The 19,101-nt window shown below is 68.0% G+C and carries 15 protein-coding genes; 5 read left to right on the plus strand and 10 right to left on the minus strand.

Annotated elements, in window-relative coordinates; translation table 11 throughout:
• Window positions 1-5: 5 nt before the first annotated feature.
• From QSJ30_RS08880 to QSJ30_RS08895, 4 genes are read left to right on the plus strand one after another with little or no spacing between them, the layout of a single operon-like run.
• Window positions 6-2,267, plus strand: a complete 2,262-nt coding sequence (locus QSJ30_RS08880; RefSeq protein ID WP_285608480.1) for a molybdopterin oxidoreductase family protein — start codon at window positions 6-8, stop codon at window positions 2,265-2,267.
• On the plus strand, window positions 2,267-2,848 hold the full coding sequence (locus QSJ30_RS08885; RefSeq protein WP_243322840.1) for a 4Fe-4S dicluster domain-containing protein: 582 nt from the start codon (window positions 2,267-2,269) through the stop codon (window positions 2,846-2,848). Before QSJ30_RS08880 ends, QSJ30_RS08885 begins: the two co-directional genes overlap by 1 nt.
• The gene (locus QSJ30_RS08890) at window positions 2,848-3,408 is read left to right on the plus strand and encodes a QcrA and Rieske domain-containing protein (RefSeq protein WP_285608481.1); all 561 of its coding nucleotides are present in this window, start codon (window positions 2,848-2,850) and stop codon (window positions 3,406-3,408) included. The genes QSJ30_RS08885 and QSJ30_RS08890 overlap by 1 nt, the downstream gene beginning before the upstream one ends.
• On the plus strand, window positions 3,405-3,620 hold the full coding sequence (locus tag QSJ30_RS08895) for a DUF6755 family protein (RefSeq protein WP_257306855.1): 216 nt from the start codon (window positions 3,405-3,407) through the stop codon (window positions 3,618-3,620). The genes QSJ30_RS08890 and QSJ30_RS08895 overlap by 4 nt, the downstream gene beginning before the upstream one ends.
• Before the next feature lie 184 nt (window positions 3,621-3,804).
• Here the strand turns inward: QSJ30_RS08895 and QSJ30_RS08900 are convergent, their stop codons facing one another.
• The 10 genes from QSJ30_RS08900 to QSJ30_RS08945 are packed head-to-tail and all read right to left on the minus strand — an operon-like array spanning window position 3,805 to window position 18,178.
• The gene (locus tag QSJ30_RS08900) at window positions 3,805-4,947 is read right to left on the minus strand and encodes a hypothetical protein (RefSeq protein WP_285608482.1); all 1,143 of its coding nucleotides are present in this window, start codon (window positions 4,945-4,947) and stop codon (window positions 3,805-3,807) included.
• A complete protein-coding gene (locus QSJ30_RS08905; RefSeq protein ID WP_285608483.1) occupies window positions 4,944-6,128 on the minus strand; it encodes a quinol:electron acceptor oxidoreductase subunit ActD in 1,185 nt (394 codons plus the stop codon). The genes QSJ30_RS08900 and QSJ30_RS08905 overlap by 4 nt, the downstream gene beginning before the upstream one ends.
• Window positions 6,115-7,515, minus strand: a complete 1,401-nt coding sequence (gene nrfD, locus QSJ30_RS08910; RefSeq protein ID WP_285608485.1) for an NrfD/PsrC family molybdoenzyme membrane anchor subunit — start codon at window positions 7,513-7,515, stop codon at window positions 6,115-6,117. The genes QSJ30_RS08905 and nrfD overlap by 14 nt, the downstream gene beginning before the upstream one ends.
• Window positions 7,505-10,417: a 4Fe-4S dicluster domain-containing protein gene (locus QSJ30_RS08915; RefSeq protein WP_285608487.1), complete on the minus strand. Its 2,913-nt coding sequence runs from the start codon at window positions 10,415-10,417 to the stop codon at window positions 7,505-7,507. Before QSJ30_RS08915 ends, nrfD begins: the two co-directional genes overlap by 11 nt.
• Window positions 10,418-10,426: 9 nt before the next feature.
• The gene (locus QSJ30_RS08920) at window positions 10,427-11,005 is read right to left on the minus strand and encodes a cytochrome c3 family protein (RefSeq protein ID WP_285608489.1); all 579 of its coding nucleotides are present in this window, start codon (window positions 11,003-11,005) and stop codon (window positions 10,427-10,429) included.
• Between the two features lie 2 nt (window positions 11,006-11,007).
• The gene (gene narI, locus QSJ30_RS08925; RefSeq protein WP_285608491.1) at window positions 11,008-11,682 is read right to left on the minus strand and encodes a respiratory nitrate reductase subunit gamma; all 675 of its coding nucleotides are present in this window, start codon (window positions 11,680-11,682) and stop codon (window positions 11,008-11,010) included.
• On the minus strand, window positions 11,672-12,205 hold the full coding sequence (locus QSJ30_RS08930) for a nitrate reductase molybdenum cofactor assembly chaperone (protein ID WP_285608492.1): 534 nt from the start codon (window positions 12,203-12,205) through the stop codon (window positions 11,672-11,674). The genes narI and QSJ30_RS08930 overlap by 11 nt, the downstream gene beginning before the upstream one ends.
• Entirely contained in the window at window positions 12,205-13,701 is a 1,497-nt protein-coding gene (gene narH, locus QSJ30_RS08935) for a nitrate reductase subunit beta (protein WP_285608494.1), read from the minus strand. Before narH ends, QSJ30_RS08930 begins: the two co-directional genes overlap by 1 nt.
• A 10-nt stretch (window positions 13,702-13,711) precedes the next feature.
• Window positions 13,712-17,338: a nitrate reductase subunit alpha gene (locus QSJ30_RS08940; RefSeq protein ID WP_285608496.1), complete on the minus strand. Its 3,627-nt coding sequence runs from the start codon at window positions 17,336-17,338 to the stop codon at window positions 13,712-13,714.
• Window positions 17,339-17,356: 18 nt separating this feature from the next.
• Window positions 17,357-18,178, minus strand: a complete 822-nt coding sequence (locus QSJ30_RS08945; protein WP_285608498.1) for a c-type cytochrome — start codon at window positions 18,176-18,178, stop codon at window positions 17,357-17,359.
• 340 nt (window positions 18,179-18,518) lie between these two features.
• Here QSJ30_RS08945 and QSJ30_RS08950 point away from each other — a divergent pair, with 340 nt between their 5' ends.
• Window positions 18,519-19,004, plus strand: coding sequence for an RrF2 family transcriptional regulator (locus QSJ30_RS08950; protein WP_285608500.1), 486 nt, complete (start codon window positions 18,519-18,521; stop codon window positions 19,002-19,004).
• Window positions 19,005-19,101: the final 97 nt, after the last annotated feature.

The raw sequence follows: 19,101 nt of genomic DNA on the forward strand, positions 1-19,101 counted from the left end.
TCCCCATGAGCACGCTTCCCCTCTCCCAGGACCAGCTCCGCGCCCAGTTTGGTCCGCACTTGAACCTCGCCCCTCCCGGGGGCTGGCTCTCCGATCCCACGCCCGACAAGGTGGTGGAGACCCACTGCTGCTTCTGCGGCCAGCAGTGCGGCATCAAGCTCAAGGTGAAGGACAACAAGGTCATCGGCTTCGATCCCTGGGAGGAGTTCCCCTTCAACCAGGGGAAGCTCTGTCCCAAGGGCGTGAAGCGCTACCTCCAGGGCAACCACCCGGACCGCCTCACCAAGGCGATGAAGCGCACGGAGAACGGCTTCGAGCCCATGGGCTGGAACGAGGCCATGGACCGCACCGTGGCCGAGATCCAGCGCATCCAGCAGCAGCACGGCAAGGATGCCTTCGCCGTGCTGTCCGGCGTCTCCCTCACCAACGAGAAGAGCTACCTGGCGGGCAAGTTTGCGCGTCTGGGCCTGCAGACCAAGAACCTCGACTACAACGGCCGCCTCTGCATGGTGAGCGCCGGTGCGGGCAACAAGAAGGCCTTCGGCGTCGACCGCGCGGCCAACTCCTGGGCCGACATCGAGCTGGCCGAGGTGATCTGGGTGGCCGGCTCCAACGTGGCGGAGTGCTCCCCCATCACCACGGACTATATCTGGCGCGCCCGGGACCGCGGCGCCCTGCTCATCGTGGTGGACCCCCGCATCACGCCCCTGGCCCGCACCGCCGACCTGGTGCTGCCCCTGAAGCCCGGCACGGACTCGGCCCTGACCAACGGCATCCTGCACCTGCTGCACAAGTGGAAGCTCATCGACTGGGACTTCGTGAATGCCCACACCCACGGCTTCGAAGAGACCCTGGCGGCCGTGAAGGACTGCACGCCGGAGTGGACCAGCCAGATCACCGGCCTGCCCGTGGACGCCATCGAGAAGGCGGCCCGCATCTGGGGCGAGGCCAAGACCAGCTTCCTGCTCCACGCCCGCGGCATTGAGCACCAGAGCAAGGGCGTGGACAACGTGCTGGGTTGCATCAACATGGTGCTGGCCACGGGCCGCATCGGCCGGCCCGGCTGCGGCTACGCCACCATCACGGGCCAGGGCAACGGCCAGGGCGGCCGCGAGCACGGCCACAAGTGCGATCAGCTGCCGGGCAACCGCGACATCAGCAACCCCGAGCACCGGAAGTACATCTGCTCCGTCTGGGGTTGCACGGATGAGGAGCTGCCGGGCGTGGGCCAGAGCGCCCAGGAGATCATGAACGCCATCCATGCCGGCGAGATCAAGGGCCTGCTGCTGCTCTGCTTCAACCCGCTGGTATCGCTGCCGGACTCGCAGTTCACCCGCGAAGCCCTCAGCAAGCTGGAGTTCTTCGTCTGCCTGGACTTCTTCCTCAGCGAAAGCGCCCAGCACGCCGACATCGTGCTGCCCTCGGCCCTCCACGAGGAGGACGAGGGCACCTCCACCAGCGCCGAGGGCCGCGTCATCAAGATCAACAAGGCCGTGGACTGCCCCGGCGACGCCCGGCCCGACTGGCAGATCATGGTGGAGCTGGCCAAGCGCCTGGGCCGCGGCAAGTACTTCGACCACTTCACCAGCCCCGAAGCCATCTTCAACGAGCTTCGGGTGGCCTCCAAGGGCGGCACCGCCGACTACGCGGGCATCACCTACGAGAAGATCGTCAAGAACATGGGCGTGTTCTGGCCCTGCCCCACGGAGGACCATCCCGGCACGCCGCGGCTCTTCGAAGGGGGGAAGTTCTTCCACCCGGACGGCAAGGCCAAGTTCAATCCCACGCCCTACCGGCCGCCCATGGAGGTGGTCGATGACGACTACCCCATCTGGCTCACCTCGGGCCGTGTGGTCTTCCACTACCTGAGCGGCACCCAGACGCGCCGCATCGGCTTCCTGGTGGAGCAGTGCCCCCATCCCTACCTGGAGATCCACCCGCGCCTGGCGGAGAGGTACGGCCTGGCAGAAGGCGATGCCGTGGAGATCACCTCCCGGCGCGGCAGCATGGTGCTGCCTGCCAAGGTGGTGAAGACCATCCGCCCCGACACCGTATTCATCCCCTACCACTGGGCTGGGGCCCTGTCGGCCAACCGCCTCACGGCCCGGCACCTGGATCCCGTGTCGAAGATCCCCGAGTTCAAGGTGAGCGCCGTGCGCCTGAAAAAGACCACCAAGGACCAGTTCTCCCCCGAGCTGGCGGAGCTGCAGCGCATGGCCTTCGAGGCCCGCAGCAACCAGACCGACATGCCTGAGCGGGTGTTCTGATGGTGCCCCAGGACTACGGCTTTTTTATCGACCCCCAGCGCTGCATCGGCTGCCGCTCCTGCGTGGGCGCCTGTGCCGAGTGCGGCACCCACCGCGGCCGGTCCATGATCCACCTGGACGAGATGGACCGCTTCGACAGCCCCCAGACGGTACCCACCGTCTGCATGCACTGCGAGGATCCCATCTGCGCCCAGGTGTGCCCCTCGGACGCCATCAAGCGCAGCGAGGACGGCGTGGTGCACGCCGCCCAGAAGCCGCGCTGCATCGGCTGCCAGAACTGCGAGCTGAGCTGCCCCTTCGGCGTGCCCATCGTGTTCTCGGGCCTGGAGCAGATGCTGAAGTGCGACCTCTGCTACGACCGCACCTCCGTGGGCCACAAGCCCATGTGCGCCACGGTCTGTCCCAGCCAGGCCCTGCTTTTCGTCCGCAAGGACGAGGTGGCCAACTTGCGCCACAACAAGCCCCTGCGCGACTTCCTCATCGGCAGCGTGCGGGTGAAGACCAAGAACGCCATCATGGTGCCCGATCCGGACACGCCCCTGCACCTGGACGCGGCCCTTCTCATCGACGGAGGCCTCTGATGACCTGGTGGCGCCGCGCCTTCCCCCTGGAACTGGCCGAGGAGGGCCACTTCTCCCGCCGCGAGTTCGCCCGCTTCCTGGCGGTGGTAAGCGCCGGGTTCACCACCGGCATCGGCTTCCTCTGGCTGCGGAAGAAGCCCCTGGAGGGCGCCTCCGACCCCGAGGCCAGGCACGCGGAACTGCCCGTGGCCCTGGGCCTGGCCACGGAGCTGCAACCCGGCCAGAGCCGCCTCTTCAAGTTCCGCGACGCGCATGACGCCTGCATCCTCCTGCGCACCCCCAAGGGTGAGCTGCGGGCCTACCGCCAGACCTGCACCCACCTGGGCTGCGCCGTGCGCTATGCCGGCGAGCGCCTGGAGTGCCCCTGCCACCGGGGCTTCTTTGAACCGGATCGCGGCTTCCCCGTGCAGGGCCCGCCCAGCCGGCCGCTCGCCGCCATCGCCCTGGAGGTCCGCCCCGACGGCAGCCTCTGGGCTGTGGGCGAGCTGCCCAAGCCCACCCTGGAAAACCTGGATCACCGCGCGGCCTGCCCCCGCGACAAGAGCGAGGTGACCGCATGAACACGCCCCGCGTCCGCATCTCCCCCGCCGCCCTGGGCGTCATCCTGGTGCTGCTGGTGATCCAGCTCTACCTCTTCGAGACCGTGCTGGGCGCCGTCCTCGACGGCCAGCGCAGCGTCCTCCCCGGCGCCTTCTTCGTCTCCCTGGCCCTCAGCGCCATCGCGCTCTTCCTCGCCTTCAGGAGCACCGTGGAGTACGGGCCGAAGGAGTAGATATCGGCCAAGGATCAATGGCGGGAAGGCCGACAAAATACTCACGCAGAGGGGCGCAGAGGGAACGGAGAACACAGAGAGGACGGGCCATCCGGGGCGCCTTCCTCTGCATCCTCCGCCTTCTCTGCGACCCTCCGCGTGAGTGGTTTCTTCAATCCTGCTCTGCCGGATGAAAGATGCAGCCTCACTCCGCCGGGGGCAGCTCCTGGGCCGGGTTGGCGTCCTTCATGAAGACGGGCCAGCAGGCCAGATGGCCAAGGCCCAGCTGGAGGAGGATGCCGCCCAGCTCGGCGGGGCCGAAGACGGGGCCCAGGCCGTGGAGCACAGGCGGCATGATCTGGAGGTAGAGATCCAGCCAGCGGCCCGCCAGCAGGATGGCGCAGGTGGCCAGCAACACGATCTCGCTGGTCTTGGCCCGGCGCTGGAGCAGCAGCACGAAGGGCAGGCCGAAGTTCAGGATCAGGTTCAGGTAGAAGAGGGGCATCCAGCGGCCCTGCAACAGCAGGCGCATGGGGCCGGTCTCCTCGGGCAGGTTGGCGTACCAGATGAGCAGGAACTGGCTGAGGAAGATATAGGCCCAGAAGCAGCTGAAGGCGAAGAGCAGCTTGCCCAGATCGTGGTTCTGGGCCTTCGACACCGCCGGGAGCAGGCCCACGCGGCGCAGCACGATGGCGCTGATGGTGACGATGGCGATGCCCTGGAGGAACATGCCCGAGAACCCGTAGATGGCCAGGATGGTGCTGGACCACACCGGCTCCAGCGACATCAGCCAGTCGAAGTTGGCCAGGGAGAAGGTGAGGCCGAAGACCAGGATGAAGGGGGCCGCGCCTTTCCCCTGCTGCGTGAGTCGCCGCCCCACCCAGATCCAGGCCGCGAAGATGAGCGCCACCCGGCCGAAGAAGAAGGGCAGGTTCAGCCAGCCCAGGCGGCCATGCAGCGCCTCGTGGGAGGCGGCATCCGGCCGGGCCCAGGGGTAGAGCACCGAGGCCCCGAAGGCCAGCAGGAGCATGAGGGCCCCTGCCACGGGCAGGAGCGCCGGCATGGCCCGGTGGGCCTTGAGGATGGGATCGCTCCAGCGGGCCCCGGTGATGGACTGGATGGCCAGGAGGAAGAGGCCCCCCAGGCCTACGCAGGCCAGGTTGAAGGCCGTGAGCAGCAGGTTGCCCCAGCCCCGCTCCGCCTGGAGCACGAGACCCAGGCCCAGCAATCCGATGCCGAGCAGCACGAAGGCCCAGGCGCCGCCCCGGAGGCGCTCGCCGATGTCGGCCAGGGTGGGGATGCCGGATTTCGTGAGATCCCGGGCGGGAACGGTGAAGGTCTCGCTCATGGCTGGGCTCCCGTGGCTTGGGCGGGCGCAGCGGCCGGCTTCGCGGCCTTCTGCAGCTCCCGGATGTAGAGCACCACCTGCCAGCGGTCCTCGCGGCTGAGGAGGTCGCCGTAGCCCTTCATCTTCGTGGGACCGCCGAAGGTGGCGATGTGGAAGAGGCGACCGTCTGGCATGTCCCGCACCACGGGGGAGACGAGCACCGTGGGCGCGAAGGCCCCCCGCGCGACGATCACGCTGCCGTTGTTGTCGCCCTCCCGCCCATGGCAGGTGGCGCAGACCCGCTCGAAAACGAGCTTGCCGCGGTTGAAGCGGGCCTGGGTCGGCTGGTAGGGGTTCTGCAGCTCGCGGCCCGCCCGCTCCGCCTCGGCCTTGCCGGGCCCGAAGGCCAGGGGCGGCTCGCCGCGGCGCGACAGGGTGTCCGGAGGCGGCGCCTGCAGCACCTTCCCGCCGGGAAGCACGCCGCTGGCGTCAAAAGCCTGGGCCGAGAGCGGCACACCCATGCCGCCGTCCCAGGTCAGGTTCCGGCGCTGGAAGTCGCGGTTGAGGATTGGCACCAGGGCGAGAAGCAGGAAGGCGGGCAGGCAGGCCAACAGAAGAGCCCCCACGCCCGCGGGGCGGTCCCAGAAGGAGCCGCCGCGCTGGAAGCGGTCCTCCACCAGCAAGCTGGATTCCAGGGCGCCCAGGTCCGCCAGCTCGCGGGCCACGGCAGGGAACTGGATATCGGCGGCCAGCTCCGCCGCCAGGACGAAGCGGTCGTCGTTGGCGCCCGGATGAAGGTCGGGGACGCGGAGGCGGGGGCGCATGCGGGCGGCCACGAAGAAGCTCGCCACCACGCCCAGGCCCGCCAGCAGCACCGTCAGTTCGAAGGCCACGGGGATGAAGGCGGGGATGGCCAGGAGGGGCTTCCCGCCCGTGATCAGGGGGTAGTCGACGGCAGAGGTCCAGATCTGGAGGCCTGCGGCGATGGCAAGGCCCAGGGCCGCGAAGGCCAGGCAGGCGCGGGACAGCCGCGAGGGGCGCAGGCCCATGGCCTCGTCCATGCCGTGCACCGGGAAGGGCGTGTAGGTATCCAGCACGCGATGCCCGGCGGTTCGCAGATGGTTCACCGCGTGCAGGAGCTGCTCCGGGTCCGCGAAGGAGGCCCGGAAGCGGCTGCGATGGAGGTGCTCAGTGCTCGACATGCTTCAGCACTCCTTTCACTTCGCTCGCCGCGATCATGGGCAGCACCCGGGTGAAGACCAGGAACAGCGTGAAGAAGAGGCCGAAGCTGCCGATGAGGATGGCCACCTCGATGAAGGTGGGCCGGTACATGGCCCAGCTGGAGGGCAGGTAGTCGCGGTGGAGGCTCGTCACGATGATGACGAAGCGCTCGAACCACATGCCGATGTTCACGAAGATGGTGAGGATGAAGATCATCCAGGGGGTTGTTCGTACCTTCCTGAACCAGAAGAACTGGGGGCTGAGCACATTGCAGCCCACCATGGTCCAGTAGGCCCACTGGTAGGGCCCCAGGGCGCGGTTGAGGAAGACGTAGCGCTCGTAGGGGTTCCCGCTGTACCAGGCCGTGAAGAACTCCGTGGCGTAGGCCATGCCCACGATCATCCCCGTGGCCAGCACCACCTTGGTCATGGCCTCCAGGTGACGGGTGGTGATGTACTCCTCCAGGCCCATCACCGACCGGGCGATGATCATGAGGGTGAGCACCATGGCGAAGCCGCTGAACACGGCGCCCACCACGAAGTAAGGCGGGAAGATCGTCGCGTGCCAGCCGGGGATCACGGAGGTGGCGAAGTCCATGGACACGATGGTGTGCACGGAGACCACGAGGGGCGTGCTGAGGCCCGCCAGCAGCATGTACACGGTCTCGTAGCGGCTCCAGGTGCGGTTCGAGCCGTTCCACCCCAGCGAGAAGATGCTGAGGATCGTGCGCTTCAGCTTCGTCTTCGCCCGGTCCCGCTGGGTGGCCAGGTCGGGAATGAGGCCGATGTACCAGAAGGTGAGCGAGATGATGAAGTAGGTGGAGATGGCGACGACATCCCAGAGCAGCGGGCTCTTGAAGTTCACCCAGAGGGAGCCGCGGGAATTGGGATAGGGGGTGGCCCAGAAGGCCAGCCAGGGCCGGCCCATGTGGATGATGGGGAAGGTGCCCGCGCACATGACGGCGAAGAGCGTCATGGCCTCGGCGGCGCGGTTGATGGAGGTGCGCCAGCGCTGGCGGAAGAGGAAGAGGATGGCCGAGATCAGCGTCCCGGCGTGGCCGATGCCCACCCAGAACACGAAGTTCGTGATGTCGAAGGCCCAGCCCACCGTGCGGTTGAGGCCCCAGGTGCCGATGCCCCGGGTGAGGGTCTGCACCACGGCCCAGGCGCCCAGGGAGAGCATGGAGAGGGTGACGGCCAGGGCCAGCCACCAGCGCAGGGGCGGGCGGCGCTCCGTAGGTGCGAAGACCTCCTCCGTGACCTGGCGGTAGGTCTTGTTCCCGTCGATGAGGGGCAGGTTGTGGCCGTAGCGCTCGGCCTCGGCGGCCGGGATCCCGCTGGCGGTCAGCGCGTCCGCATCATGCGCCATGGTGGCCTCCCTGGTTCGTGTCCGTGGCCACATTCCGGATTTTCGTCAGGTAGCTCACGGCGGGGCCGATGCCCAGCTCGCCCAGCACCAGGAAGCGCTTGGGATCGCGCAGCACCTGGCTGATGCGGCTGTCGGGATCCTGCGTGTCGCCGAAGACGATGGCCTGGGCGGGGCAGCTCTGCATGCAGGCGGGCATGGCTTCGCCGTCCTTCAGCTCGCGGCCTTCGTTCTTCGCCGTGAGCTTGGCTTCCAGGAGGCGCTGCACGCAGAAGGAACACTTCTCCATGACGCCTCGGCTGCGCACGGTGACATCCGGATTGAAGCCCAGGCGCTCCAGCTCGCTGGCGTGGGGGTACTCCCACCAGTTGAAGCGGCGGACCTTGTAGGGGCAGTTGTTGGCGCAGTAGCGGGTGCCCACGCAGCGGTTGTAGACCTGCTGGTTGAGGCCCTCCTCGCTGTGCACCGTGGCCAGCACGGGGCACACGTTCTCGCACGGGGCCTGGTCGCACTGCTGGCACATCATCGGCTGGTGCACGACGCCGGGCTCGGCCTCAGAGCCGGTGTAGTAGCGGTCGATGCGCAGCCAGTGCATCTCGCGCTTGCGCCGCACCTCGTCCCGGCCCACCACGGGGATGTTGTTCTCCACCTGGCAGCCGATCACGCAGCCGGAGCAGCCCGTGCAGGCGCTGAGGTCGATGACCATGGCCCAGCGATGGGCGCCATGGAGGTGCTCACCGTAGACCGAGGGGCCCGGCTGCTCGTGGGGGCGGGCGGACGCGGGATCGCGCAGGTAGGGCGCCAGGGCCATCTCCCGCACCAGCTCGCGACCCTCCAGGCTGTGGTGGTCCTGGGTGCAGGCCAGGTCCACGCGGCCTGATCCGCGCCGAACCTGAAGAGGTGAGGCTTCGGCGGCGAGGAAGCCCGACGTGAACGTCCGCCAGGGATACGCATTCTTCCCCACGCTGAGCCCCGCCTTCCCACCCGCCGTGCGGCCGTAGCCCAGGGCCACGGCCACGGTGCGGTCATCCTGGCCCGGCTGCACGACGACGGGCAGCTCCAGCTCCAGCACGTGGCCCTCGGGCCGCAGGTGCAGCAGGTCCCCCTGCTCCAGGCCCAGTCGGGCGGCCGCCGCCGGGGACACCTGGGCGTAGTTGTCCCAGGTGGCTTTGGTGATGGGATCCGGCAACTCCTGGAGGAAGGGGATGTGCGCGTGGCGCCCGTCCCCCAGGCCCACCTTGGCGTAGAGCAGCAGCTCGTAGCCGTCCTTGCGCGCAGCCTTGGGTGCGCCTTCCACACGACCCTCGCGGTACCGGGGTGCGGGCCCGACTTCCACCTGCGCGGCGCCCTTCTGGAGCGCGGCGTTCCAGAACGTGTCGAAGTCCCCCAGCGCCTTCTGGCGGGGGAACAGGGCCGCCTTCCAGTGCTCGCGCAGGGCCTGGAGCGCCGGCACCGGCCGCCCGGCCCAGGCGCCGAAACTCTCCACGGCATCCCGCGTGGCGAAGAGGGGCTGGAGGAGGGGCTGGATCAGGGAGACGGTGCCCGCCACGGGCTCCGCGTCCCGCCAGGTCTCCAGCCAGTGCTGGTCCGGGGCCAGGTGGGTGCAGGCGGCGGCGCTCTCGTCCTCGGTCAGGGCCAGGGACACCCGCAGGGGCACCTTGGCGAAGGCCTCACCGAAGACCATCGGCTGCTCGTAGACGGGATTGCAGCCCAGCAGCAGCAGGGCGGCGACCTTGCCTTCGGCCATCTCGCGGACCAGGCCCTCCAGGGCCCGGTCGTCCCCCCGCTTCTGCAGGCTGGGGCGGGCCAGGTCCACGGTGGTGCCTTCGTGGCCGAGGGCGTGGTTGATCCGGGCGACGACCTCCTGGGCCCTCGGGTCATTGAGGCCGCAGAGCAGGAGGCCGTGGCCCCGGTGCGCCTCCAGCTCGTGGGCGATGGCCTGCGCCTTCGCCGTCAGGGCCGTCGGGAGGGTTCCCCCCTCCACCTGGAGGCCCAGCTGGCGAGCCAGGACCTCCAGGAAGGGCACGGCCTCGGACGGCGCGAGGCGCACGCGCTCGTCGGCGTTGCTGCCGGTCAGCGAGAGGCCGCTCTCCACCTGGATGTGCTTCGACATGGGCCGGGGCTTGTCGGGCCCGCGGCGCTCGGCATAGGCGCGGGTGAAACCCACGGGATCAATCCAGGTGCCGAGGAAGTCCGCCTCCACGCCCACGGTGAGATCCGCCTCCTCCAGGCGGTAGTGCGGCATCACCCGCTGACCGTGGGTGTGCTCGTAGGCGGCGGCCAGGGCCGCGGCGCTGAGGGCATCGGCCTCCACCAGGCGGCCGTCCTTGAAGGTGCCGAGGAAGCCCTGCACAGCGGCGCGCAGGGTCGGACTGAGGATCGTGCCGGCCAGGACGCGGATGGCACCGCCGGAGGTCCTCAGTTCGGTGAAGCGACGCTGGAGATCCGCGTCCAGGGCGGCCCAGTCCACGGCCTTCCCGGCCTGCTTCGGCCCGCGCAGGCGGTCCTCGTCGTAGAGACCCCGGGTCTGGGCCTGGCCCATGGCGCAGAGGCCGCCGCGGCTCACGGGATGCTCGGGGTTCCCCTCCAGCTTGACGGGGCGCCCGTCCCGGCTGCGGGCCAGCACGCCGCAGCCCGCGGCGCAGCCGCCGCAGGTGGTGGCGTACCACTGGGCCACGCCGGGCGTGAGGCCCTCCCGGGCGTTCAGGTAGGGCATGGCCTTCTCGACCACCTTGCTCTTGCAGCCCAGGGCCAGGCCCGCCGCGAAGCCGACCCCCGAGAAGCGGAAGAAGTCGCGCCGGCTGATCTGTCGGACGCTTTCGCCCACGGGCAGCTCGTCCTCGAACTCCGCCTTCCGCGCCCGCACCATCCCGCGCCGTTCCCCGAGGCTCTTCCAGGTCTTCATGGTTCCCCCTCAGTGATGGCAGGCCGAGCAGTCGGTCGGAGCCTGGGCGGGCTTTCCGGCGAGCTGCTGCTTCTGGTTCTCGGTGCGGTGGCAGGCGAGGCACTCGCCCATGGTCAGGGCCATGGCCTGCTCCACGCGCTCCATGCCCTGCACCTCGCCGTGGCAGGACTGGCAGGCCACGCCGGCGCGGACATGGCGGCTGTGGGGGAAGGTGACGTGGGCGGGCAGGCGGTGGATGCGGACCCATTCGAAGCCCCGGCCGCTCGCGTAGGCCTCCCGCAGCTTCTGGATGTCGGGGCTGGGGTCCGACTTGCCCATGGACGTACCGGCCCGGTTCAGCACGGTCTCGTGGCACTTCATGCAGGTGCTGAGGGGCGGGATGCCCGCGTGGCGGCTGTTCTCCGCGGAGGTATGGCAGAAGAGGCAGTCCAGCTTCAGCTCCCCGGCGTGGAGGGCGTGCGAATAGGGAATGGGCTGGGCGGGCTTGTAGCCGCTCTGGTCCCCGAGCAGGCGCGTATCCAGGCTCAGCGCGAAGATCATGAGCGAGGCGCCGAAGGCCACCGCGCCCGTGATGGCGACGGTCCGCATCCTCACCGGAGCCCCTTCCGATTCCAGATCACCACCTGGGGCCTGCGCCAGTAGTACCAGATGGGCACCACGAGGAAGTGGACGAGCCGCGTGAAGGGCAGCAGGAGGATCACCAGGAAGCCGCTCAGGAAGTGGAGCTTCACCATCCAGGGCAGGGGCGCGATGAACTCGGGCCGAGGCGCGAGCTTGAGGAGGCTCCAGAGGTAGGGCGCGGCGTTGGTGGAGAACCAGGCACTACCCCAGCGATAGCGGATGGCCACGTCGATGCCGCTGGCCACCTGGTAGAGCAGCACGGCCAGCAGCACGACATCCAGGGGGCTGGTCACCACCTTCACCCGCCGATCCGTGAACCGCCGCACGATGAGGGCCACCACGCCCACCAGGGCCAGCAGCGCCATGGAGAGCCCGGTGATCTCCAGCAGGTAGAGCCGCAGGGGGCGGGCGTTCCAGGCCAGGATGGCCTCGGGCAGGAAGAAGGCGAAGAGGTGCCCCGAGAGCACCCAGAGGATGCCCCAGTGCCAGAGGCTGGAGCCCCAGAAGAGGGACTCGGTCTCCAGGAACTGGCTGGAGAGGCTGGAATAGCTGAACGGTCGCCAGGTGAAGCGCAGGATGCTCACCACGATGGCCAGCACCAGCGCCACGTAGGGGAAGCCGACAAAGAGGAAGTTAGTCAGCACAGGCCGCCTCCGCCGGTTTGCGATTGACCGTGAAGATGAGGAAGAGGGCCTGGAGCACGTGGTGGTAGGGACTCTCCTTGAGGGCCGGGATCACCTTCTCCAGGGCCGGCAGGAGGCAGTCGTCCACCAGGTCCATGGCATCCTGGCGCTCCAGCCGCATGCCCAGGTCCAGCAGGTTGGGCAGGTGGTCCGGCAGGTTCCCCCCCTCCTCGAGGCCGTGGGCCTGCAGGTGGTGGCGCATCATGGCCATGAACTGGCCGCGCTGGTAGGTCTCGCCGAAGAGGTGCCAGCCGATGTCCAGCGTGCACTCCGGGGTGAGGTCGAAAGCCCGGGTGTAGAGCTCCTGGAGCTCGCGCAGATCCAGGCCCCGCGCCACCAGGGCGAAGGCCTCCAAGTGCTCCTGGCAGGGATGGCCCGTGGCCATGGCCGCGTCCGCCAGGGAGGTCGCGAGGGCCTGGGTGCGCTCGTCGGGATAGCGCAGCAGCGCGGCGATGCCGGGAATGATGTGGGTGGGTACGCGCATCAGAACCCCCTCTGGGGCGCTTCGCGGAAGCCGAAGCCTGCGGCCCCCTTCCGTTCCAGCGGGTTGGTGAGCACCTCCACCGCCTGCTCGCGGTGGGAGGCCGGGATGACGAAGCGGTCCTCGAAGCTGCACAGGCTGGTGAGGCGGTAGATGGCCTCGGCCTGCTCGGGATCGCAGTCCGCCTCGCGGAGGCCCGCCAGGGCCACCTTCAGGTCCACGTCACCCACCTCCGTGGCGCGCTTCCAGGTACGGATGGCCATCATCTTCTTCATGGCGTAGCGCACGGGGGCCTCCTGCCCCGCCCCGAAAAGGTTCGCCAGGTATGCCATGGGCAGGCGGGCCTGTTCCAGGGGCGCAAAGATCTCATCCACCGAGGTGGGATTGAGGGCCACGCCGTTCTCCATGGAGTAGGTGACGGGGCCCAGGGCCGGCACGTAGAAAAGACTGGGGAAGGTGCGGTACTCGGGATGGGGCGCCAGGGCCAGGCCCCAGTCCTTCACGAATTGGTAGACGGGGCTCTTCCGCGCGGACTGGAGCACCTGCTCGGTGACGCCGTTCTTCCGGGCGGACTCGATGACGGCGGGATCGTTGGGATCCGCCAGCAGGTCCCGGTGGGCCGTCACCAGCTCGGAATCCGGCTTCAGGCCGGCGGCCTCGATCTTGTCGGCGTCATAGAGCAGCACGCCCATGTAGCGGATGCGGCCCACGCAGGAGTGGAAACAGGCGGGCGCCTGACCCGTCTCCACGCGGGGGTAGCAGAGCAGGCACTTCTCGGACTTGCCCGTGCTCCAGTTGTAGAAGACCTTCTTGTAGGGGCAGGCCGATACGCAGTAGCGCCAGCCGCGGCAGACATTCTGATTGATGAGGACGATGCCGTCCTCACCCCGCTTGTAGATGGCGCCGCTGGGGCAGGCCGCCACGCAGGCGGGATTCGCGCAGTGGTTGCAGATGCGCGGCAGGTAGAACATCACCAGCGTCTCGATGGAGAGCAGCTGGAGGCGCTGCTCCTCGGTGAGAGCCGAGAGGTTCACGTCGTTGCGGGCGTAGAGGGGCGAGCCGCCGAGGTCGTCATCCCAGTTGGGACCGGCCTCGATGTCGATGTACTGGCCCGTGACCTTGCTGACGGGAATAGCCGTGGGCTGGTCGTCCTGCTCGGGACCGTTGAAGAGGTCCTCGTAGCGGTAGGTCCAGGGCTCGTAGTACTCGTCCATGGTGGGCAGGGACGGCTGGTGGAAGATCTTCTGGAGGAACTTGCCCTTGGAGGTGAGGCGCAGCTGGAGCTTGCCGTCCTTCACCACCCAGCCTCCCTTGTACTCCTCCTGGTTCTCCCACTGGGTGGGATAGCCGGTGCCGGGCTTGGTCTCCACGTTGTTCCACCACATGTAGTCGGCGCCCTTGCGGTCGGTCCACACGTTCTTGCAGGCGATGGAGCAGGTGTGGCACCCGATGCACTTGTCCAGGTGGAACACCATCGCCACTTGAGAGCGGATATCCATGTCGGTCCTCCTACCAGACCAGCTGGCCGAGCTTGCGGACGTAAACCACCGTTTCGCGGTTCCCGCCGGTGGGGCCCCAGTAGTTGAAGTGGTAGGTGAACTGCCCGTAGCCGCCCACCATGAGGTTCGGCTTGAGCCGCGCCCGGGTGAGGCTGTTGTTCATGCCGGCCCGCTTCATGCCCCGCAGGGGGGACTTGGGCACGCTGTAGGTGCGTTCCGTGGCGTGGTACTGGATGCAGGCGCCCTTCGGAATGCGGGCGCTGACACAGCAGCGGACCACCACCACGCCGTTGTCGTTGTGGATCTCCACCCAGTCGTTGTCCTTGAGGCCGATGGAGGCCGCATCCTCCTCGCTGAGCCAGAGTGGGTCCTGGCCCCGCGACAGGGTGGTCATGCGCTCGGTGTCGCCGTAGGTGGAGTGGATGTGCCACTTCCCGTGGGGCGTGAGGAAGTTCAGGGCCAGGGTGTTGCCCTCACGCTTGGAGCAGCGCAGGTCGCCGAGCACCTGGGCCGGCGGCGTGGGCTTGTAGGTGGGCAGGTGCTCGCCAAAGGCCAGGTAGCCCTCGTGGTCCAGGTAGCAGTGCTGGCGGCCCGTGAGCGTGCGCCAGGGCACCCTGCGCTCCACGTTGTAGGTGAAGGCGGAGTAGGGGCGCTTGTCGTCCACCAGCCCGGACCAGCAGGGGCTGTTGATGACGCGACGGGGCTGGGCCAGCAGATCCTTGAACGTGCGCCGTACACCCCGGTAGGGCTCGGCCAGGTCCTTCAGGGGCAGGCCCGTGCGGCCCTCCATGAACTGATAGGCCCGGTAGGCCAGCTCGCCGTTGGTCTCCGGCGCCAGGTGCAGCAGCGCATTGGCGGCGTGAATGTCCTCCTCCAGGCTGGGCCGCTTCTGGCCATCCACCATCACCGTGGGATGCGTGTTCAGCATGTCGTCGTAGACATCCGAGATCGGGTACTTGACGCCGTGGGCGCCGAGGCCCTGCTCCCGCACCATGGGCCCGAGGGAAATGAACTTCTCGTAGACCGTCTTGTAGTCCCGCGTGACCACCTTCAGCCCGGGCATGGTCTTGCCTGGGATGGCCTCGCACTCGCCGGCCATCCAGTCGCGGATGTGGGGCTGGGCGATCTCCGCGGGGCTGTCGTGGGTGAGGGGCGAGGAGACGATGTCCTCGATGGGCTCCGGAAGGTGCTTGGCGGCCAGCTCGCTCACCCGCTTGGCCATATCCTTGAAGATGTCCCAGTCGCTCTTCGATTCCCAGCAGGGCGGCACGGCCGCGGACAGCGGGTTGATGAAGCTGTGCATGTCCGTGGAGTTGAGGTCGGTCTTCTCGTACCAGGTGGCCGTGGGCAGCACGATGTCGCTGTAGAGGGCCGAGGTGTCCATGCGGAAGTTGATGTCCACCACCAGGTCCATCTTCCCGGTGACCGTGGGCCGCCAGGTCACGTCCTTGAGGGTGCCTTCCGCCACTTCCTCGGCGATGGCGTTGCTGTGGGTGCCGAGGTAGTGCTTGAGGAAGAACTCGTGCCCCTTGGCCGAGGTGCCGATGGCGTTGCCGCGCCAGATGAACCACACGCGGGGCCAGTTCTCCTGGGCATCGGGGTCCTCCACGGAGAAGCGAAGGTCCTTCTTCTTGAGCCGCTCCACGGTGCTGGCGATGATGGCGGCTTCATCCTTGGCGCCGGCCTTCCGGGCGTCGGCCACCACGGCCATGGGGTTCTCGTTGTACTGCGGATAGAAGGGCAGCCAGCCGCTGCGCACGGCGCGGGTCTGCATGTTCATGCAGTGGCCCTCCACCAGCGCGCTGCCGTCGGGCACGGTGTTGTAGGCCTTGAACTCCCGCTCGTAGCGCCACTGGTCGGAGTTGACGTAGTGCCAGCTGGGGCCGTTCTGCAGGCGGTTCACGGGCACCCAGTCCCGGGCCATGGCGATGGCGGACCAGGAGGCCACGGGCGCCAGCTTCTCCTGGCCCACGTAATGGGCGAGGCCGCCGCCGTTGGTGCCGATGCAGCCGCAGAAGACCAGCGCGTGCTGCGCGGCGCGGTAGATGAGGTTGTTGTGGTACCAGTGGTTGATGCCCGCGCCGATGATGACCGTGCACTTGCCCCGCGTGAGCTCCGCCGTGCGGGCCCACTCCCGGGCGAAGCGCAGCACGTTCTCCCGCGACAGGCCCGTGATGCGCTCCTGCCAGGCGGGCGTGTAGACACCGGCCTCGTCGTCGTAGCCCTTGGGATAGGCGCCGCCCAGGCCGCGCTCCACGCCGAACTGGGCCATGAGCAGGTCGTAGACCGTGGTGACAATGGCCTCGGTACCGTCCGCCAGCTTCAGGCGCCGCACGGGCACGCCGCGCAGACAGGTGGCGCCACCCGCGAAGTCATCGAATGACACCTGCTCCACGCCTTCGCCCAGGAAGGTCAGCGCCGGAGCGATGGGGCTGTCGTCCTTGCCATCCTGGAGCAGCAGGTTCCACTGGCCCTGCTTGGTTCCCCAGCGGTGGCCCACGGAACCCTTGGGCATCTTGGGGGCGGCGCTGCCCTCGTCCCACATGAGGAACTTCCACTCCCCATGTTCCTCCTCGGCGTACTTGGCCAGGCGCCCGGCTCGCAGGAGCTGCCCCGGGCGGTAGCCGCCGTCGATCTGCGTCAGCTCCACCAGGAAGGGCCCATCCGTGTACGTTTTTTGATACTCCAGAAAAAAAGGAACCTGCTTCTGGTGGTGGAACTCCGTGAGGATCACGTGGTTCACCGCCATCCAGAACGCGCCGTCCTGGCCCTGGTGGACGGGCATCCACTCGTCCGCGTACTTGGCCACCTGGTTGAAGTCGGGGCTGAAGACCACCATCTTCGTGCCGTTGTGGCGGCTCTCGGCGGCGAAGTGGCAGTCGGGGGTGCGGGTCATGTTCAGGTTCGAGCCCATGACCGCCAGGAACTTGGCGTTGTACCAGTCGGCGCTCTCCTGCACGTCCGTCTGCTCGCCCCACATCTCGGGGCTGCTGGGGGGCAGGTCGCAATACCAGTCGTAGAAGCTGAGGTTGGTGCCGCCCATGAGCTGGATGAACCGCGAGCCCGCGGCGTAGCTCAGCATGGACATGGCCGGGATGGGGCTGAAGCCCGCGATGCGGTCGGGCCCGTGGGTTTTGATGGTGTGGATGTTGGCGGCGGCGATGAGCTCGCCCACCTGGTCCCAGGAAGCGCGGCGGAACCCGCCCTTGCCCCGGGCGCGCTGGTAGCGCGAGCGCTTGTCGGGGTCATTCTGGATGCTGGCCCAGGCGGCCACGGGATCCTGGTGCCTGCCCTTGGCCTCCTCCCACAGGTCCATGAGGGCGCCCCTCATGTAGGGGAACTTCACCCGCAGGGGGCTGTAGAGGTACCAGCTGAAGCTGATGCCCCGCTGGCAGCCGCGGGGTTCATAGGGCGGCACCTTCTCGTCCAGCAGGGGGTAGTCGACGACCTGCATCTCCCAGGTGACGATCCCCTCCTTCACGTAGATGTTCCACCCGCAGCTGCCGGTGCAGTTCACGCCGTGGGTGCTGCGCACCACCTTGTCGTGGGCCCACCGGTTCCGGTAGAACTCCTCCCAGGAGCGGGTTTCGGGATCGACGATGTCGGTGATCCAGTGGCTCTGCTTGCGCTCGGTCATGGCTCGGTTCCTTCTGGATCAGGCGCGTGGCTTGAGGTTGCGGCGCAGGCCCCGGAAGCGCCGACGGCCCAGACGGCCGGCCAGCAGCATGCCGGAGACGAGGCCCACGATGCCCAGGACGGGGAAGGCCATGTCCGTGCGGGCCGGGGGCTGGGCGGCGAGGCTCTTGATGAAGCTGCCCACCTGGAAGGCCTCCTCCGCCGTGAGGGGCGTCTTCTGGAACACGCCCTGCATGGTGGGGAAGGCGGGGTTCTCGATGGCCGGCACCAGGCCCACGCCCAGCTTCCCGGAAGCCCCCGTGAGGTCCGGGCCCAGGCGCCCGCCCCCGAAGCCGCCCAGGCCCTGCGCGCTGTGGCAGGACATGCAGGCGGGCGCGCCGGAGGCGAAGCGGGTGAGGCCCATGAAGAGCTGCTGGCCGTTCCGGATGTCGGCGGGCGTGGCCGCCCGGGCGATGGCCGCGGTGCCGAGGGTCCTCCCCCCGGCCGAGTAGTCATCGATGAGCTTGAGGAGGGCCTGGGCCTCGGCGGCGGTCACGCCCAGGTCCGGCATGCGTGTGCCGTTGAACTCCCGGAGGAGGGCGGCGGCCGTGGCATCGCCCCCGTCCAGCTGGGCCGAGGGCATCTGGATGAACTTGGACGACCACTCATGGGGCCGGCGCTGACCCAGGCCCTTGAGATCGGGACCCACCTTCCGGCCCGCCCCGATGGTGTGGCAGCTCATGCAGCTCTTGCGGAACTGGGCCTCGGCCTCCTGGGCGGCCAGGGTTGGGGCCGACATCGGCATCAGGGTCGCAAGGACGGCCCAGGCGAGCACCTGTCGTGGCGTGATCCTGGGGAACACAACACCTCCTCGGGGGGAGCAGCCGGCATGGGCACGGCGATTTTAGGAATGATTATTCTGAAATTCGGCCAAGTATGGCTCCGCTCCCCCTGCTTGCGCAAGGGGGTTCAAGTCAGAAATGATTGATTTTTTTATTTTGAATATCTTAATTAATATCAATAATTAATAATACATATCGGCACTTGTCGTCATCTTGAGACTCCATCTTCTCTCGGAACCTGATCCGCAGATACCTGAGGCCAGGGCAATCTCAAAATCGCAAAATTCAGGGATGGCGCCTTTTCGTGGCTGATTTATATTCAGACCACAAATTCTTTTTATATTTCTCCCTGGAAGGTCCATGAACCATCCCCAGCCCGGCTGCCCCCACCCCCGCAGCCTCTTCCACGCCCCCACGCGTTACGCGCTGCAGGCCCTCGTGCGGATGCCCGGGGATGGGACCTACCGGCTGGCCCGGAACCTGGCCGCCGAGCTGGACCTGCCCGGCCCCTTCCTGGCCAAGATCCTGCAGATCCTGGCCCACGCGGACATCCTCGAGTCCCTGCGCGGTCCCACCGGGGGGTTCCGCCTGACGCGGCCCCCCGAGCGCATCACTCTGCGGGAGGTCGTGGTGGCCATGGAGGGCCCCGAGCCGTTCGAGGACTGCCTGCTGGGCCATGCCGCGGTGGGCGAGGACTGCCATTGCCCCATCCGGCCCGCCTGGGACGTCCTCCAGACCCTCCTCACCACGACCCTGGCTCGGACCTCCCTCCGCGACCTTCAGGTGGCTCAGGCCGCTCCGGATCGGCCGGAGGACCCGGACCTCTCGGTGGCCGCCCCCGTATAGATATTCGAGAGCGCGTGATCCCCATCACGATCTCCAACCCCACTCACGATTTATTTTAGGATATTTAAATCCGTTTTAGATTCTCCCCGGAGGCGTC

This window comes from Geothrix edaphica (genome assembly GCF_030268045.1).
Classification (GTDB): domain Bacteria; phylum Acidobacteriota; class Holophagae; order Holophagales; family Holophagaceae; genus Geothrix; species Geothrix edaphica.

Excerpts from the sequence above, each read along its gene's own strand:
- QSJ30_RS08930 (WP_285608492.1), bottom strand. The coding sequence starts at position 12,205 with ATGCGCGTACCCACCCACATCATTCCCGGCATCGCCGCGCTGCTGCGC.
- QSJ30_RS08920 (WP_285608489.1), bottom strand. The coding sequence starts at position 11,005 with ATGCGGACCGTCGCCATCACGGGCGCGGTGGCCTTCGGCGCCTCGCTC.
- QSJ30_RS08940 (WP_285608496.1), bottom strand. The coding sequence starts at position 17,338 with ATGACCGAGCGCAAGCAGAGCCACTGGATCACCGACATCGTCGATCCC.
- QSJ30_RS08905 (WP_285608483.1), bottom strand. The coding sequence starts at position 6,128 with ATGTCGAGCACTGAGCACCTCCATCGCAGCCGCTTCCGGGCCTCCTTC.
- nrfD (WP_285608485.1), bottom strand. The coding sequence starts at position 7,515 with ATGGCGCATGATGCGGACGCGCTGACCGCCAGCGGGATCCCGGCCGCC.
- QSJ30_RS08885 (WP_243322840.1), top strand. The coding sequence starts at position 2,267 with ATGGTGCCCCAGGACTACGGCTTTTTTATCGACCCCCAGCGCTGCATC.
- narH (WP_285608494.1), bottom strand. The coding sequence starts at position 13,701 with ATGGATATCCGCTCTCAAGTGGCGATGGTGTTCCACCTGGACAAGTGC.
- QSJ30_RS08915 (WP_285608487.1), bottom strand. The coding sequence starts at position 10,417 with ATGAAGACCTGGAAGAGCCTCGGGGAACGGCGCGGGATGGTGCGGGCG.
- QSJ30_RS08950 (WP_285608500.1), top strand. The coding sequence starts at position 18,519 with ATGAACCATCCCCAGCCCGGCTGCCCCCACCCCCGCAGCCTCTTCCAC.
- QSJ30_RS08900 (WP_285608482.1), bottom strand. The coding sequence starts at position 4,947 with ATGAGCGAGACCTTCACCGTTCCCGCCCGGGATCTCACGAAATCCGGC.
- QSJ30_RS08895 (WP_257306855.1), top strand. The coding sequence starts at position 3,405 with ATGAACACGCCCCGCGTCCGCATCTCCCCCGCCGCCCTGGGCGTCATC.
- QSJ30_RS08880 (WP_285608480.1), top strand. The coding sequence starts at position 6 with ATGAGCACGCTTCCCCTCTCCCAGGACCAGCTCCGCGCCCAGTTTGGT.
- QSJ30_RS08890 (WP_285608481.1), top strand. The coding sequence starts at position 2,848 with ATGACCTGGTGGCGCCGCGCCTTCCCCCTGGAACTGGCCGAGGAGGGC.